Below are 13,210 nucleotides of genomic sequence, written 5' to 3' on the forward strand. Positions count from 1 at the left end.
CGGCGCTCAACAGCCGAACGGCTGGTCATCCCGATCCCCGCTTCCCGACTCCGCAGGGAGCCGCCAATGAGACACGTCCTGCCCGGCACCATCGCTGCCCGCGGCATGGCGTTGGGTCGCGCCCGGCTGGTGCAGCCCAGCCGTTACACGGTCGATACGCGGCCGCTGGCCGAAGAGGAAGTCGAGGTCGAGATCGAGCGCCTGCACCAGGCGCTGGACACCGCGCGGCAGGAACTGCGCGAGCTGCGTGGCAAGCTGCACGGCGCGCTGGCGCGCGAGGTCAACGAATTCATCGACGCGCACAGCCTGCTGCTGGACGATGCCGAGCTGCTGCGCGGACTGGACGACCTGGTGCGGATCGGCCACTACCGCCCCGGCGCGGCGCTGAAGAAACAACGCGACCGCCTGTCCGCTGTGTTCGAGGCGATGGACGACCCCTACCTGCGCAGCCGCAAGGAAGACGTCGAGCAGGTGATCAACCGGGTGATCTCCGCGCTGCAGCGGCAGACCAGTCCGGAAGAACGCAAGCTGGCCGCGCGCGTGGGCGAGATCCTGATCGCCGACTCCATCGCACCGGCCGACATGGCGCAGTTGGCCGGCAACGGCTTGCTCGGCGTGGTCGCCAGCTCCGGCAGCGCGTATTCGCACAGCGCGATCCTGGCGCGCAGCCTCGGCCTGCCGATGCTGGTCGGTACCCGCGATGCGCTGTCGAACATCCACGACGACGACCTGATCCTGCTCGACGCCGACCGCGGCGAGGCGATCGTGCATCCGGCCGCGCAAGACCTGTCGCGCTACCGCGCCTGGCAGCGCGAGGCGGTGATCGAGGGGCGCCGCCTGGCCAAGCTGGCCAACGCGCCCACGCACACTCGCGACGGCGTCGAGATCACCCTGCTGGCGAACGCCGAAACCGCGGCTGACGTGGCGATGGCGCGCGCCCGCGGCGCCGATGGCGTGGGCCTGTACCGCACCGAATTCCTGTTTCTCAAGCACAAGCGGCTACCGTCGGAAGACGAACAGTTCATCGCCTACCGCGACCTGGTGATGGGCATGGGTGGCCTGCCGGTGACCATCCGCACGCTGGACCTGGGCGCCGACAAGGCCGACGCCGCCGGGCTCACCCTGCGTGGCGAGGACAACCCGGCGCTCGGCGTGCGCGGGGTGCGCCTGTCGCTACGCTATCCGGCGGTGTTCACCACCCAGATCCGCGCGATCCTGCGCGCCGCCTGCTACGGCCCGGTGCGTGTGCTGGTGCCGATGGTGACCCAGCCGGACGAGATGATCGCGGTGCGCACGCTGTTCAAGCTGGCGCGGCAGGACCTCAAGCGCGAGAACGTCGACCTGCCGGAAAAACTGCCGCTGGGCGCGATGATCGAGGTGCCGGCGGCGGCGATCAACGTGCGCGCGCTGCTCGAATACGCCGACTTCCTGGCGATCGGCACCAACGATCTGGCCCAGTACGTGCTCGCCGCGGACCGCGGCAACGACGCGCTGGAAAACATCTACAACCCGCTGCAGCCGGCGCTGCTGCGGCTGATCTCGCACGTGCTCAGCGCCGGCCGCCGCGCCGGAAAGCCGGTCAGCCTGTGCGGCGAGATCGCCGGCGACGTGAACTTCACCGCGCTGCTGCTGCTGCTCGGGCTCAACGAATTCAGCATGCACCCGGCGCAGATCCTGCCGATACGCGACCGCCTCGCCGCGCTCGATCACGCCAACCTGCGCCGCCACGCCGCGCAGTTGCTGCGCGCGCATACCCACGAGCAGGCCGAGGCGATGTTGAACGACATCGTGAACGCAGTCACCCCAAACTGAAATCCCTGCTTCCGACGGGGCTCATCCCCAATTCGTCACGAATCGTTTCGCTGCGCTTTACCTTTCCGGGCGCACTGTCAGCGGTTCAGGGGAAACCAGCTGCGTGCACGTTCCTCACCGCCCGGACTCCGGCACGACAACTCCGCATCTCATCAAACCGATCCACGGCCATGGGGAGTGTCATCATGAACAAGTCACTTGTCGCTGTACTTCTGGGAGGGTTGCTGGGGGCTTGTCTGATGCCCTCACTGGCCACGGCGCAAAGCGCCTTCGACGGTACCTGGAAGATCGACCTGAAGAAGGTCGAGATGCCGAAGAAACCTGACGTTCTGCTGCTGCAGAACGGCATGTACCACTGCAAGACCTGCGTTCCGCCGGTCAGCGTGAAAGCCGACGGCACGGACCAGCCCGTCAGCGGCCATCCGTACTACGACACGATGGCGGTCACCGTCGTCAACGACCACACGATCCATGAGATCGACAAGAAGGACGGCAAGGTCATCTCGGACTCGACCATGACCGTGGCCGCCGATGGCAAGAAGGCGAACTTCGAATTCACCGACAGCAGCAACAACAACACCGACCCGGTGACCGGCAACGGCACCATGATGCGCGTGGCGAAGGGGCCGGCCGGCGCGCACGCGATTTCCGGCTCATGGCGCACGCAGAGCTACGGCAGCGTCTCGGACAACGCGCTGACCCGCAGCTACAAGGTCGATGGCGACATGTTCAGCATGAACGCGCCAACCGGCGAGTCGTATACGGCGAAGATGGACGGCAGCGAAGCCCCGTACAAGGGCGACCCCGGCGCGACCAGCGTCTCGGTGAAGAAATTGAGTTCGCACGTCATGCAGGAAACCGACAAGCGCGACGGCGAGATCATCAGCGTGGCGAAAATGACCGTCGCTCCCGATGGCAAGAGCATGACCATCGCGGTCGACGACAAATTGCACGGCACTCACATGTCGTTCGTGGCGATGAAACAGTAAGTGGCAAGCGCAGGCCAGGGACGGCCTGCCGCCGGCTCAGCGCCCACGCTCGAGGTCGATCCCCTCGAGGAACGCGTCCAGCAGCGCACCGCGGTATTTCCGCCGGTGCAGCAGCAACGAGAGCTTGCGACGCAGGTCGAGGAACGGCGTCTTCAGCGCCTTCAGTCGCCCGGTCGCCAATGCATCGGTGACCGCCACCGCCGGCAGACAGGCGATGCCCAGCCCGGCCACCACGGCCTGCTTGATCGCCTCGATCTGGTCCAGTTCCAGCACGGTCTCGCCGGGCGGCAACTGCGCCAGCACGCGCTCGCTGGTGGCGCGTGTGGCCGAGCCGGGCTCGCGCAGCACCCAGCGCGCACCGGCGAAATCCGCGGGCTTCAGGCTGCGCTTGTGCGCCAGCGGATGTTCCGGCGGCGCGCATACCACCAGCCGATCGTCGCGCCACGGCCATACTTCCAGCAGCGGGTGCGCCACCGGCCCTTCGACGCAGCCGACGTCCAGGCTGTGCTCGAGCATGGCGGCGGCAATCGTCTCGGTATTCGCCACGCGCAGGCGGATCGCCACCTGCGGATGCGCGCGCACGAAATCGCCAAGCAGTTCGCCGACCAGGTAATTGCCCACCGTATTGCTGGCGCCGATGCGCAGCTCGCCGCTCAGCTCGGCGCCCTCTTCACGGCCGCGCCGGCCGAACTCGGCATGCCGTTCCAGCAGCTCCTGCGCCAGCGGCAGCAGCTCGCGGCCACGCGCATTCAGGCGCAAGCGGCCGCGCTCGCGGTCGAACAGCGGTGCATCCAGCTGTCGCTCCATCTCCGCCAACGCCATGCTGGCGGCCGGCTGGGTCAGGTGCAGCCGCTCGGCGGCGGCACGCACGCTGCCGTGCAGCGCGATCTGCACGAACACGTCCAACTGGCGCGGGCTGATGTTGATCATCAGCCGATCTTATCAGTCTCTCTTATACGTCCGATCACATATTCCAAATTTTCCTGATTGATGTGCAAGCGGACAATGGCGCGATTGCCGGAGTCCATGCATGACCGCGTCGTCCATCGCCACCCTTGTCCACCCCACGCTGCGCATGCGCGCACCCGGTCTGTTGCTGGCGGTGGGCATCGGCCTGCTGGCGCTGCTGCTGGGTCGCTGGGCGCCGCTGATCGGCGGGCCGGTGATCGGCATCGTGCTCGGCATCCTCGTGCGCAACCTGCTGTCGCCGGGCGAGCACTACAACCCCGGCATCGCGTTCGCCGGCAAGAAGGTGCTGCAGTGGTCGATCATCGCGCTGGGCTTCGGGCTCAGCCTGAGCCAGGTCGCGAAGACCGGCCTCGAATCGCTGTCGGTGACCCTGGTGACGATGAGCGTGGCCTTCCTCGCCGCCTGGCTGCTCGGTCGCTGGCTCGGCGTGCACGACAAACTGATGGTGCTGATCGGCGTGGGCACCGCAATCTGCGGCGGTTCGGCAATCGCCGCAGCAACGCCGATCATCCGTGCGGACGACCACGACACCGCGTTCGCGATCTCCACCATTTTCCTGTTCAACGTGATCGCCGTGCTGCTGTTCCCGCTGCTCGGCCATCTGATGAACCTGTCCGACCTGGGCTTCGGCCTGTGGGCCGGCACCGCGATCAACGACACCTCGTCGGTGGTCGCCGCCGGCTACAGCTACAGCCACGCCGCCGGCGACTACGCCACCATCGTCAAGCTGACCCGCGCCACCCTGATCATCCCGGTCTGCCTGGTGCTCGCCTTCGTCGTTGCCGCGCGCGAGAAGCGCAAGCAGGCAGAAGCCGGCAGCGTCGGCCACTTCAGCCTCGCCCGCATTTTTCCGTGGTTCATCCTGTGGTTCCTGGTCGCTTCGGCCGTGCGCACCGCGGGCCTCATTCCCATCGCGGTCCAGCCCGTGCTGCACATGCTGGCCGAATTCCTGATCATCGTGGCGCTCACCGCCATCGGCCTGTCCGCCAACCTGCGCAAGATGATTTCCAGCGGCGCGCGGCCGATCCTGCTGGGGCTGGGCGTGTGGGTAGCGGTGGCGGTGAGCAGTCTGCTGGTGCAACTGGTGATCGGTCAGCTCTGATGCCCTGCGATCCAAGTCTCTCGCGCCGAAGCGAAGGAACTTTGAAAACATCCGGACGGTCCATTCATGGCCTTTGCCATGGGAAGGCCGCTAGTGAGAGTAGAAGGGGACAAGTCCGGCAATCTTCGGGAATCGGGGCGCCGAGTTGCCGTGATGGTGGTGGTGATCAGTTGTCATCTTGGTTTGTTGATGCTGTTGCTGCGCCCGGCCATCTCCGATCGGGATAAAGCTCAGTCGATGAGAAGCAGCTCGCTGGTGCTCAATCTGCGCCTCATCCGGCCGCCGCAGTCGGTCTCTCTGCACTTGGCAGCGCCGGTGTCTCAGTCGGTCACGCCGACTCTGCGCATTCATGGGACGCTATCAAGAAGGCCATCGGCAACGCTGCCGGTTCAACGCGCTGCGTACGTCGCTGTGCCGTCATCTGAAACGCATTCCAGTACACCAACCACACCAAACCAGTACACGGACAACAAAGCCTCCACCGGCGACGGAGGCTTTCAAACGCGGTTACGCAACGCTCAACACTCCCATGCTGTTCGCGGGGTGCCTGGCTCCGATACGGCTTACGTACTTGGCATCCATCTAGTCGATCCGGTGAATCAAGGTATGGGCGCGGTGATGCGCAAGGTGCAACGCCTCTTTGGCGTTACAAACCGGCACTGTATCGATGTCGATGCGTGGCGATATCTCACCTCACAAGCGTTGAGTGCGCGACATATCTCGCCCAACGCCGTGGATAAGATTGACGAAAAATATGACTGCAATAGACCGCCGGGACTGAGTTTCTAGTCTCGAAAGACAACTCACGCCTTCCCTTGCTCCACCAGCGTCAACGCCACCTTGTCGCGCAGGTACACCGGCAACGCCAGTTCGGGCGCCTGCACGCGGCCAGCCTTGAACTCGCGCAGCGCCAGCTCGGCGACATGCGCGGCCTGCGGGTAGCGCACGCCGTCGGCCGAGTGCAGGGTGCCGGTGAGGCGTTGGCTCAGCACGGTGGCGTAGGTGGCCCAGCCGCTGCCGACCACCTGCCAGGCAGCTGCGTCCGGCAACACCAGCGTCCCGGCGGTGCAGATGCGCTCCTCGTCCAGCGCGATCAGACCGCCGTTGTCGTCGCGGCGGTAGCAGGCGGCGTAGATCTCGCCCATGCGCGCGTCGATCACGGCGAGGATCGCGGTGCCCTCTTCTTCCGGCGCTTCCAGCGCCAGCGCGGCCAGCGAGGAGATGGTGATCACCGGCAGATCCAGCGCCAGCGCCATGCCCTGCGCCAGCGACACGCCCAGGCGCACGCCGGTGAACGCGCCGGGGCCGCGGCCCACCGCGATCGCATCCAGCGCATGGCGGCCGATGCCGGCCTCGGCCAGCAGGTCGTCGGCCATCGGCAATACCAGCTCGGTATGCCGGCGCGGCGCGATCTCGCTGCGGGCGATCAGTTCGTCGCCGTGGATCAGGGCGACGGAGCAGGCTTCGGTGGCGGTTTCGATCGCGAGCAGGTTCATGATTTGTCCATGATAGCGGCTGGCGGCTCGGTCGACGTGGGCACGTACGCGTACCAGTCGATGCGGCGGGTCAGGTACATCATCAAGCCCACCATCGCCAGCAGCACCAGCGCGCCGATCAGCAGCGCGTACTGCTCCGCCGCGATCAGGCCGTACAGCATCGCGTAGATCAGTCCCAGCACACCACCCAGCAGCAGTCCGGCGCGCCGCGCACGCAGCACCGCCATCGCGTAGCCGCCCACCAGCACGGCCACCGCGACGGCCGCCAAGGCATACGCCGGGCCGAAGCCGATCTGCTCGGACAGCGCCAGCAGCACCACGTAGAACGTGGCCAGTGCCGCGCCGACCAGCAGGTATTGCATCGGGTGCACGCGCAGCCGCTTCAGGATCTCGAACAGGAAGAATGCCACGAAGGTCATCGCGATGAACAACAGCCCGTACTTCCCCGCACGCACGTTGCGCTGGTACACGTCGACCGGCTGGTACAGCTGCACACCGAAGGTGGAGGTCTGCAGCGCGGCTTCCATGTCGCTGTCGGCAACGGCCCAGTGCTGGCCATAGCTGCGGTTGAGGTCGAGCAGGTGCCAGTGTGCGCTGAAGCCGGCGGCGTCGATCTTGTGCTCCAGCGGCAGTGCGGCACCGATGAAGCTGGGATCACTCCAGGGCGCGCGCATTGTCACGTCGGTGCTGCGCGCCAGCGGCAGCAGCTGCAGCGCTTCGGTGCCGGCCAGCTTCAGCGTGATCTGCACGTCGATCGGCTGGCCGCCCAGCGCATCCAGGTCGATCGGCACCACCACGTTCGGCCACGGGCCGAGCCGCTCGGCCGACGATTCGAAGCGCGCCGGCTGGCCGTTGATGCGCAGCTCGCTCACTTCCTGCAGGCCGCGCAGGTCGCCCACGGCCAAGCGCAGCTCGGCCTTGTCACTCTGCCACTGTGCGTTGCTGGCGCGGCGAAACTGGGCCAGATCCTGCGCACGAAACTGGCCGCCGAGCTTCACCGTGGCGACGAACACCGGCGCGGCATAGATGCCGTAACTGCGCGTCTCCACCGCCATCGCCACATCCAGCTTCAGCGCATCGGCCAGCATGCTCTCGCTGCCGGCGCGCCACTGCGGCGGCTGGCCCTGCGCCACCGGCACGGACTGGACCGTCGGTACCACCAGCACCGGTCCGCCCAGCACCTGGGCACCGCCCCAGCCCCGTGCGATCTGGGCGATCGCCCCCTCGCGCAACTGCTGCCGCTCGCCCACCAGTTCGCGCACCTGCATCAGCGGTATCGTCATCAACAACGCCAGCACACCGACGCCCAGTACCTTGGCGGTCACCGTCTGAGTCAACTTGCCCATGTCCCCAGCACTCCCTTGATCCGGAGTGTCGATCACAACAGTGCCGGGGGCGCAGCAGCGGGCAGACAGGGGCGAAATGCGGGCAGCCGGGCGACCATTGCCTGTCCGCACGCCGTGCCTGCCGCCGCGCTGAGCGTGCGATGGCGGGCGTGCTTGCCGGGGCCGGGTTTACTGCCCGATGCCGGGCCGGTTCCAGCGCTGGTCGTCCCGGGCCAGCCAGGCGAGGAAATCGGCGCGCATCGCCGGGCCCAGTTCGTGCCCGCTCGGATAGAGCTTCGTCAGGTGATCGACGCCGAGGCGGTCGAGCCAGTCGCTGGCCCGCTGCGCCCAGCTCACCGGGAGTTTGTCGTCGTACGTGCCATGCGCGATGTAGCCGCGCAGCGCGGCCAGGCGTTGCGCGTCGGCGAGCTGCGGTTCGAGTTCCGGCAGGATCCGGCCGGCCAGCACGGCAAACGCGGCGACGCGCTCGGGCGCGGTCAACGCCACGCTGGCGCTGAGAATGCCGCCCTGGCTGAAACCGGCGACGACGGTATGCGCCGCGTCGATGCCGTGCGCCTGCTGCAGTTGTCCGATGAAGTCGATCAGAGTGCGGCGGCTGGCGTCGGCCTCGGCTTCCACGATCTGCGGACCGTTGCCGGTGAAGGCAACGCGGAACCAGCCGAACGCTTCCGGCCCCAGCGTGATCGGACCGCGCGGCAATACCACCAGCGTGTCGCTGCCAGCCTCGGCGCAGAGTGCGGCGAGGTTGCTCTCGTTGCCGCCCACGCCATGCAGCAACACCAGCAGCGACGCCGGCTTTTCCGGTAGCGGTTGCAGCGTGCGGAACGCCAGCGCGAAGGCGGGATCCACCGACAGTGGTGACAAGGTCTTCATGCGGCATCCTCCAGCGCGGTATTGGCCGCATCCGGCAGGCCGAACGCGAACGAATCCATCGACAGCACGCCGTAGGTCATGCCGCCTTCGACCAGGCGCGTCGCGTCCGTGCCAAAGCTTGCGCCCGCGGCCACCAGCAGCGGCAGATAGTGTTCCTCGGTCGGATGCGCGCGCTCGGCATGCGGCGCGCGGCGACGGTAGTCGACCAGCGCCGCGACATTCCGCGCGGCCACCGCATCGCGAACCCAGTCGGCGAAGTGCTGCGCGTACTCCGGATCACGGATGTGCTGGCGGAATTCGTACAGGTTGTGGGTGAGACTGCCGGAACCGACCACCAGCACGCCGCGCTCGCGCAGCGGCGCCAGCGCCTGGCCCAGTCGCAACGCGCCGGCCGCATCGATGTCCTGCGGCAGCGACACCTGGAACACCGGCATGTCGGCCTGCGGAAACAGGTAGCGCAGCGGCACCCACGCGCCATGGTCGAGGCCGCGGCGTTCGTCGAGCGTCACGTCGAAGCCGGCCTGCGCGAGCAGACGCGCGGCGTCCTGCGCCAGTGCCGGCGCACCCGGTGCGGGGTACTGCAACTGGTACAGCGGCGTGGGGAAACCGCCGAAGTCGTGGATCGTCTCCGGTGCGACGCTGGTGCCGACGCGCACGCCCCGGGTCTGCCAGTGCGGCGACACCACCAGCACGGCGGCAATGTCATGCAGCGCCTGGCCGATGGCGCGCAGGTTCGGACCGAGCTGGCCCGGCTCCAGTGCGAACATCGGCGAACCGTGGGAGATGAAGAGCGAGGGGGCGGTGGTCATGGCGATTCCTGATGAGGCAGCGGGCGCCGATGCGCCCGCTGCGGTGGGATGGCGGTGGCGTGGATGTCACGCGTCGCGACGCTTGTTCCACGCATTATCGAGGCTGAGCATGCCGGCACCGTGGGCGGCGAGCATCAGGAAGCCGCCGGCCATCGCCACGTTCTTCCAGAAGTTGATCGCCTGCGCGGCATCGCCGAGATTGGCGTGGAACAGCGCGGCACTGGCGAGCGAGAACGCAGCGAGCGCCAGCGCGATCCAGCGGGTGAATACACCGGCGAGAATGGCCAGGCCGCCGCCGAGTTCGAGCGCGATCACCAGCGGCAGCAGTGCGCCAGGTACGCCCATCGCTTCCATGTACTGCTGGGTGGCGGCGTAGCCGGCGATCTTGCCCCAGCCGGAAATGATGAAGATGAGCGAGAGGCCGAAGCGGCCGAGCAATGCGAGTGGAGCGTTCATTGGGATTCCTTGGAAATGGGAGGTGGGCGCCGCGGTCGGGTCAGGCCTTGCTGATCCAGGTCGGCGCGATCGCGGTGCCGAGGCCGGCGCCGTAGCCGAGATAGATGTTCAGTGCGGCCAGCGGTTCGAGGTAGCGCGCGTTCTTCAGCGGGCCGGCATCGACCGGCGTGAAACCGAGACTTTCGATCAGCGCCTTCGCGGTCTGCTTCGCCCGTTCGCTGTCGCCGGCGAAGAACGCCGGGGCGACCTGGCCGTCGGCAAACTGCGGGCCGTCGGCCAGCACCTGCGCGAACAGCGTGTTGAACGCCTTGACCACCTCGGCTTCGGGCAGCGCCTTGGCGATCTCTTCGGCGGCCGAAGTGTCGTAACCGAGAGTCAGCCCCATGAAATCGGCGGTCAGCGGATTGGTGATGTCGATGACGACCTTGCCCGCCAGCGAACCCAGCGAACGCAACGCCGGCACCGCATCGGCGTAACCGGTCGCAACAATGACCACATCCGAACCGGCCAGCGCGTCGACGGGGGCCGCGGCCACTGCGCCGGGGTTCGCGGCGGCGAGGGCCTGGGCCTTGGCCGGATCGCGGGCGGTGATGCGCACGGCATGGCCGGCGCGGGTGAGTTGCTTGGCAAGCGCCGAGCCCATGTTGCCGGTGCCGATCAGGGTGATGTTCATGGAAGTCTCCGTCAGGTGCCCGGGACATCCGGGCATGGAGGTACTCTATTGGCCGGCCGTATATCGATAAACTGGCTTTGGATTGACTCACTGTCTCGATAAACGAGGCAATAGGATGACACCATGGACAAATTCCAGGAAATGGCCAGCTTCGTCGCCGTGGTCGAGGCCGGCAGCTTCGTCGGCGCCGCGGACGCGACCGGGCTGTCCAAGGCGGCGGTGTCGCGGCATGTCGCCGAGCTCGAACAGCGCCTCGGCGCGCGCCTGCTGCACCGGACCACGCGCCGGCTGTCGCTGACCGACGACGGCCAACTGTTCTTCGCCCGGGCCAAGGAGATGCTGGCTGCGATCGACGAGGCGGAGTCGGAAATCAGTTCGCGCAGCGGCGAACCCAGCGGACTGCTGCGGATCAACGCACCGCTCACCTTCGGCGTCATGCACCTGGCCCCGCTGTGGGGACGCTTCGCGCAGCTGTACCCGAAAGTGTCGCTGGACATCGAACTGAGCGATCGCGTCGTCGACCTGGTCGAAGAGGGTTACGACCTGGCGGTGCGCATCACCAACCTGCCCAGCTCGCAACTGGTCAGCCGGCAACTCGCGTCGACTCGCATGGTGGCGTGCGCGTCACCGTCGTACCTGGCGCTGCACGGCACACCCGCGCACCCACGCGAACTGGCGCAGCACGAGGTCATTTCCTACAGCTACTGGGCGGCCAGGAACGAGTGGACGTTCACCGCACCCGACGACAGCCCGGTCGTCGTGCGCACCCACGCGCGCATCCACGCCAACAACGGCGACACCTGCCGCGCGGCCGCGCTGGACCACCAGGGCATCATCCTGCAACCGGATTTCCTGGTCGCCGACGATCTGCGCCGCGGCGACCTGGTCGAACTGCTGCCGACCTACCGGGCGATGACGCTAGGCATCCACGCGGTGTATCCCTCGCGCAAACACCTGCCGATCAAGACGCGCCGGCTGGTGGATTTTTTGGTGGAGGCATTTGCGGTGCCAGTCTGGAACACGCCGCGCTGAGCAGTGGCGACCGCACGGCGGCGTGAAGTCGGACCGCCGGTCGCCTGAATGTTGGTTTCCAGCCAGGAGCGACCCTTAACGCCTCAGCCTAAATACCGACAGGCGGCGCGCGATGCCCAAATATGTTGTGACCAGGAACGTTCGGATTTGACCATCGAGCAAGAGAAGCTGAGTACCGAAAAGCAAGATCGCAACGTCAAGCATCACTGGGTCGAGCAGGAAGCCGAGAAAAGCGAGTTCGGGATTCAGAACGAGTATGGCCACAACCATGACAACTACCACTCCAAGTAGCGTCCGCAACCATGGTCGCCTCCATCTGCCAGCCGGAGATATTTTTTCTGGCATTTGGCTACCTGAGTTTGGAATGCTGCCGGCCTCATGCTTGGTGAGTGTAAGTTGCAAACGCCCGTTACGGGTCGACATCAACCCTTCGTAGCTTGCACAGCTGTCATCCAGCCCGCGACGGCGGCACGCTGCCAGTCATTACCCACACTGCTCACGAAAGCAAGTGTGCAGGTGCGCTGTCCTCGATGCTCCTCGACGTTAGTTCCGAGGCATTCACCTACTCATCGCCACTCATGCGGTGAAGTAAGCAGGAGACATGTAAGGGAATGCCATTTCCTTTTGTAGGTGAATTCTTATCCACTCGGGTAAACTCTCATTTTTGACCCACTGCCGAAGAGCACAATCATGACCATTAATCTCGAAACGCTGTCTCCTGCCGAACTCAAGGCACTCATCGCCAATGCCCAATCGCAGATGCAGGCTGCTCACGCCAATCACGTCAAAGAGGTACGGGAAAAAATCGAGCGTTTGCTGAAAAGCAACGGCCTCACCCTGGCCGACGTGTATCCGACACATGGCGGCAAAGGCGCCAAGGGGCCGAAGTCGGTAGTAGCCCCCAAGTATCGCAACCCTGCGAACGCCACCCAGACATGGTCGGGTCGTGGCAAGCGACCGTTGTGGTTCGTGCAGGCCTTGAAGAAGCGCGGCACCACCGCCGAAAGCCTCCTGATCGATGGCGCACCCAAGGCGGCTCCGGCGAAGGCCGTCAAGAAAGGCGCAGCCAAGAAAGCTGCAAAGACCGCTGCGAAGAAAGCGGCCTGAGGCCCAGGCGAGCCACCTATATAAGGCCAATGGGACCATTGGGGGGGTGCCCTCCATCGCGATGCCTACAATGCGGCCGGTGACAAACCCAACGACGGAGACCAGTAGCCATGCAACGCGTAGCTGCTCTTGTCTCCGTCGTTGTCGCCTTGACCTTCGGTCTGGCCCCTGTGGGGCATAGTGCCGAGCAGGTCAAGGGGTACATCTACGATGGGACCGGCAGAGCCAACAACCTATCCATCGTCATCGATGTTGCTACTCGCGATGTCGAGATACAGGGTACGGCGCGCGCGCATCAATACCTCACGTAGCGAGATCACCAGCGCCTATGAGGATTGCAGCAACGACGTCTTTTATTGCCTAAACGGCCTGCTCGAGATCGTCATCCCCAAAGCCATGCCAATGAAGCAGTGGAAATACCACGGCTTGTCTTGCCAAAGTGTCGCGCAACCGGGAGGCGACGCCTACCTCATCACGTGTCGGTCAACCAAGTACCGTGGGCGGCCCACCTATACGTATTCGCTCTCGCGTGGCGTCGTGTCCATA

14 protein-coding genes are annotated in these 13,210 nt (G+C 65.9%); 7 read left to right on the forward strand and 7 right to left on the reverse strand.

Features of this window, described 5'->3' with window-relative positions:
* Positions 1 to 66: 66 nt before the first annotated feature.
* Positions 67 to 1,812 carry a phosphoenolpyruvate--protein phosphotransferase gene (gene ptsP / locus ABD024_RS13105; RefSeq protein WP_343853375.1) on the forward strand — a complete coding sequence of 582 codons (1,746 nt, stop codon included), beginning with the start codon at positions 67 to 69 and terminating at the stop codon, positions 1,810 to 1,812.
* 239 nt (positions 1,813 to 2,051) lie between these two features.
* On the forward strand, positions 2,052 to 2,801 hold the full coding sequence (locus ABD024_RS13110) for a hypothetical protein (protein WP_343853378.1): 750 nt from the start codon (positions 2,052 to 2,054) through the stop codon (positions 2,799 to 2,801).
* A 36-nt stretch (positions 2,802 to 2,837) separates the two neighbouring features.
* On the opposite strand, the gene ABD024_RS13115 is transcribed toward ABD024_RS13110, so the two are convergent.
* Positions 2,838 to 3,731 carry a LysR family transcriptional regulator gene (locus ABD024_RS13115; RefSeq protein WP_343853381.1) on the reverse strand — a complete coding sequence of 298 codons (894 nt, stop codon included), beginning with the start codon at positions 3,729 to 3,731 and terminating at the stop codon, positions 2,838 to 2,840.
* Positions 3,732 to 3,831: 100 nt separating this feature from the next.
* On the opposite strand from ABD024_RS13115, the gene ABD024_RS13120 reads away from it, so the two are divergent.
* The gene (locus tag ABD024_RS13120; protein ID WP_343853383.1) at positions 3,832 to 4,872 is read left to right on the forward strand and encodes a YeiH family protein; all 1,041 of its coding nucleotides are present in this window, start codon (positions 3,832 to 3,834) and stop codon (positions 4,870 to 4,872) included.
* A 66-nt stretch (positions 4,873 to 4,938) separates the two neighbouring features.
* Entirely contained in the window at positions 4,939 to 5,661 is a 723-nt protein-coding gene (locus tag ABD024_RS13125; protein WP_343853385.1) for a hypothetical protein, read from the forward strand.
* A 14-nt stretch (positions 5,662 to 5,675) separates the two neighbouring features.
* Here ABD024_RS13125 and tsaB read toward each other — a convergent pair whose 3' ends face one another.
* From tsaB to ABD024_RS13155, 6 genes are all read right to left on the reverse strand, one after another.
* Positions 5,676 to 6,368 carry a tRNA (adenosine(37)-N6)-threonylcarbamoyltransferase complex dimerization subunit type 1 TsaB gene (tsaB, locus tag ABD024_RS13130; RefSeq protein ID WP_343853387.1) on the reverse strand — a complete coding sequence of 231 codons (693 nt, stop codon included), beginning with the start codon at positions 6,366 to 6,368 and terminating at the stop codon, positions 5,676 to 5,678.
* Complete coding sequence (creD, locus tag ABD024_RS13135) at positions 6,365 to 7,714, reverse strand: cell envelope integrity protein CreD (RefSeq protein WP_343853389.1); 1,350 nt, start codon at positions 7,712 to 7,714, stop codon at positions 6,365 to 6,367. Before creD ends, tsaB begins: the two co-directional genes overlap by 4 nt.
* Positions 7,715 to 7,882: 168 nt before the next feature.
* Positions 7,883 to 8,587 carry an alpha/beta hydrolase gene (locus ABD024_RS13140; protein ID WP_343853391.1) on the reverse strand — a complete coding sequence of 235 codons (705 nt, stop codon included), beginning with the start codon at positions 8,585 to 8,587 and terminating at the stop codon, positions 7,883 to 7,885.
* Complete coding sequence (locus ABD024_RS13145; RefSeq protein WP_343853393.1) at positions 8,584 to 9,396, reverse strand: dioxygenase family protein; 813 nt, start codon at positions 9,394 to 9,396, stop codon at positions 8,584 to 8,586. The genes ABD024_RS13140 and ABD024_RS13145 overlap by 4 nt, the downstream gene beginning before the upstream one ends.
* A gap of 66 nt (positions 9,397 to 9,462) precedes the next feature.
* Positions 9,463 to 9,852: a DoxX family protein gene (locus tag ABD024_RS13150; protein ID WP_343853395.1), complete on the reverse strand. Its 390-nt coding sequence runs from the start codon at positions 9,850 to 9,852 to the stop codon at positions 9,463 to 9,465.
* A 40-nt stretch (positions 9,853 to 9,892) separates the two neighbouring features.
* On the reverse strand, positions 9,893 to 10,525 hold the full coding sequence (locus ABD024_RS13155; protein WP_343853397.1) for an NADPH-dependent F420 reductase: 633 nt from the start codon (positions 10,523 to 10,525) through the stop codon (positions 9,893 to 9,895).
* A gap of 123 nt (positions 10,526 to 10,648) precedes the next feature.
* Between ABD024_RS13155 and ABD024_RS13160 the strand changes: the two genes are divergently transcribed.
* The 3 genes from ABD024_RS13160 (at position 10,649) to ABD024_RS13170 (ending at position 12,664) form a co-directional block, all read left to right on the forward strand.
* Positions 10,649 to 11,557, forward strand: coding sequence for a LysR family transcriptional regulator (locus ABD024_RS13160; RefSeq protein ID WP_343853399.1), 909 nt, complete (start codon positions 10,649 to 10,651; stop codon positions 11,555 to 11,557).
* A gap of 48 nt (positions 11,558 to 11,605) precedes the next feature.
* Positions 11,606 to 11,848: a hypothetical protein gene (locus ABD024_RS13165; protein WP_343853402.1), complete on the forward strand. Its 243-nt coding sequence runs from the start codon at positions 11,606 to 11,608 to the stop codon at positions 11,846 to 11,848.
* Between the two features lie 399 nt (positions 11,849 to 12,247).
* Positions 12,248 to 12,664 (forward strand): H-NS histone family protein, encoded by a 417-nt coding sequence (locus ABD024_RS13170; RefSeq protein WP_343853404.1) that lies wholly within the window; start codon positions 12,248 to 12,250, stop codon positions 12,662 to 12,664.
* The last annotated feature ends 546 nt before the right edge of the window (positions 12,665 to 13,210 follow it).

Origin of the sequence: Rhodanobacter soli (genome assembly GCF_039523495.1) — a bacterium.
GTDB classification, from domain to species: Bacteria; Pseudomonadota; Gammaproteobacteria; order Xanthomonadales; family Rhodanobacteraceae; genus Rhodanobacter; species Rhodanobacter soli.

Bases quoted from the DNA above. Each gene is read 5' to 3' on its own strand.
- ABD024_RS13115 (WP_343853381.1), bottom strand. From the start codon at position 3,731: ATGATCAACATCAGCCCGCGCCAGTTGGACGTGTTCGTGCAGATCGCG.
- ptsP (WP_343853375.1), top strand. From the start codon at position 67: ATGAGACACGTCCTGCCCGGCACCATCGCTGCCCGCGGCATGGCGTTG.
- ABD024_RS13110 (WP_343853378.1), top strand. From the start codon at position 2,052: ATGCCCTCACTGGCCACGGCGCAAAGCGCCTTCGACGGTACCTGGAAG.
- ABD024_RS13125 (WP_343853385.1), top strand. From the start codon at position 4,939: ATGGCCTTTGCCATGGGAAGGCCGCTAGTGAGAGTAGAAGGGGACAAG.
- ABD024_RS13145 (WP_343853393.1), bottom strand. From the start codon at position 9,396: ATGACCACCGCCCCCTCGCTCTTCATCTCCCACGGTTCGCCGATGTTC.
- ABD024_RS13155 (WP_343853397.1), bottom strand. From the start codon at position 10,525: ATGAACATCACCCTGATCGGCACCGGCAACATGGGCTCGGCGCTTGCC.
- ABD024_RS13170 (WP_343853404.1), top strand. From the start codon at position 12,248: ATGACCATTAATCTCGAAACGCTGTCTCCTGCCGAACTCAAGGCACTC.
- ABD024_RS13120 (WP_343853383.1), top strand. From the start codon at position 3,832: ATGACCGCGTCGTCCATCGCCACCCTTGTCCACCCCACGCTGCGCATG.
- tsaB (WP_343853387.1), bottom strand. From the start codon at position 6,368: ATGAACCTGCTCGCGATCGAAACCGCCACCGAAGCCTGCTCCGTCGCC.
- ABD024_RS13160 (WP_343853399.1), top strand. From the start codon at position 10,649: ATGGACAAATTCCAGGAAATGGCCAGCTTCGTCGCCGTGGTCGAGGCC.
- ABD024_RS13165 (WP_343853402.1), top strand. From the start codon at position 11,606: ATGTTGGTTTCCAGCCAGGAGCGACCCTTAACGCCTCAGCCTAAATAC.
- ABD024_RS13140 (WP_343853391.1), bottom strand. From the start codon at position 8,587: ATGAAGACCTTGTCACCACTGTCGGTGGATCCCGCCTTCGCGCTGGCG.
- ABD024_RS13150 (WP_343853395.1), bottom strand. From the start codon at position 9,852: ATGAACGCTCCACTCGCATTGCTCGGCCGCTTCGGCCTCTCGCTCATC.
- creD (WP_343853389.1), bottom strand. From the start codon at position 7,714: ATGGGCAAGTTGACTCAGACGGTGACCGCCAAGGTACTGGGCGTCGGT.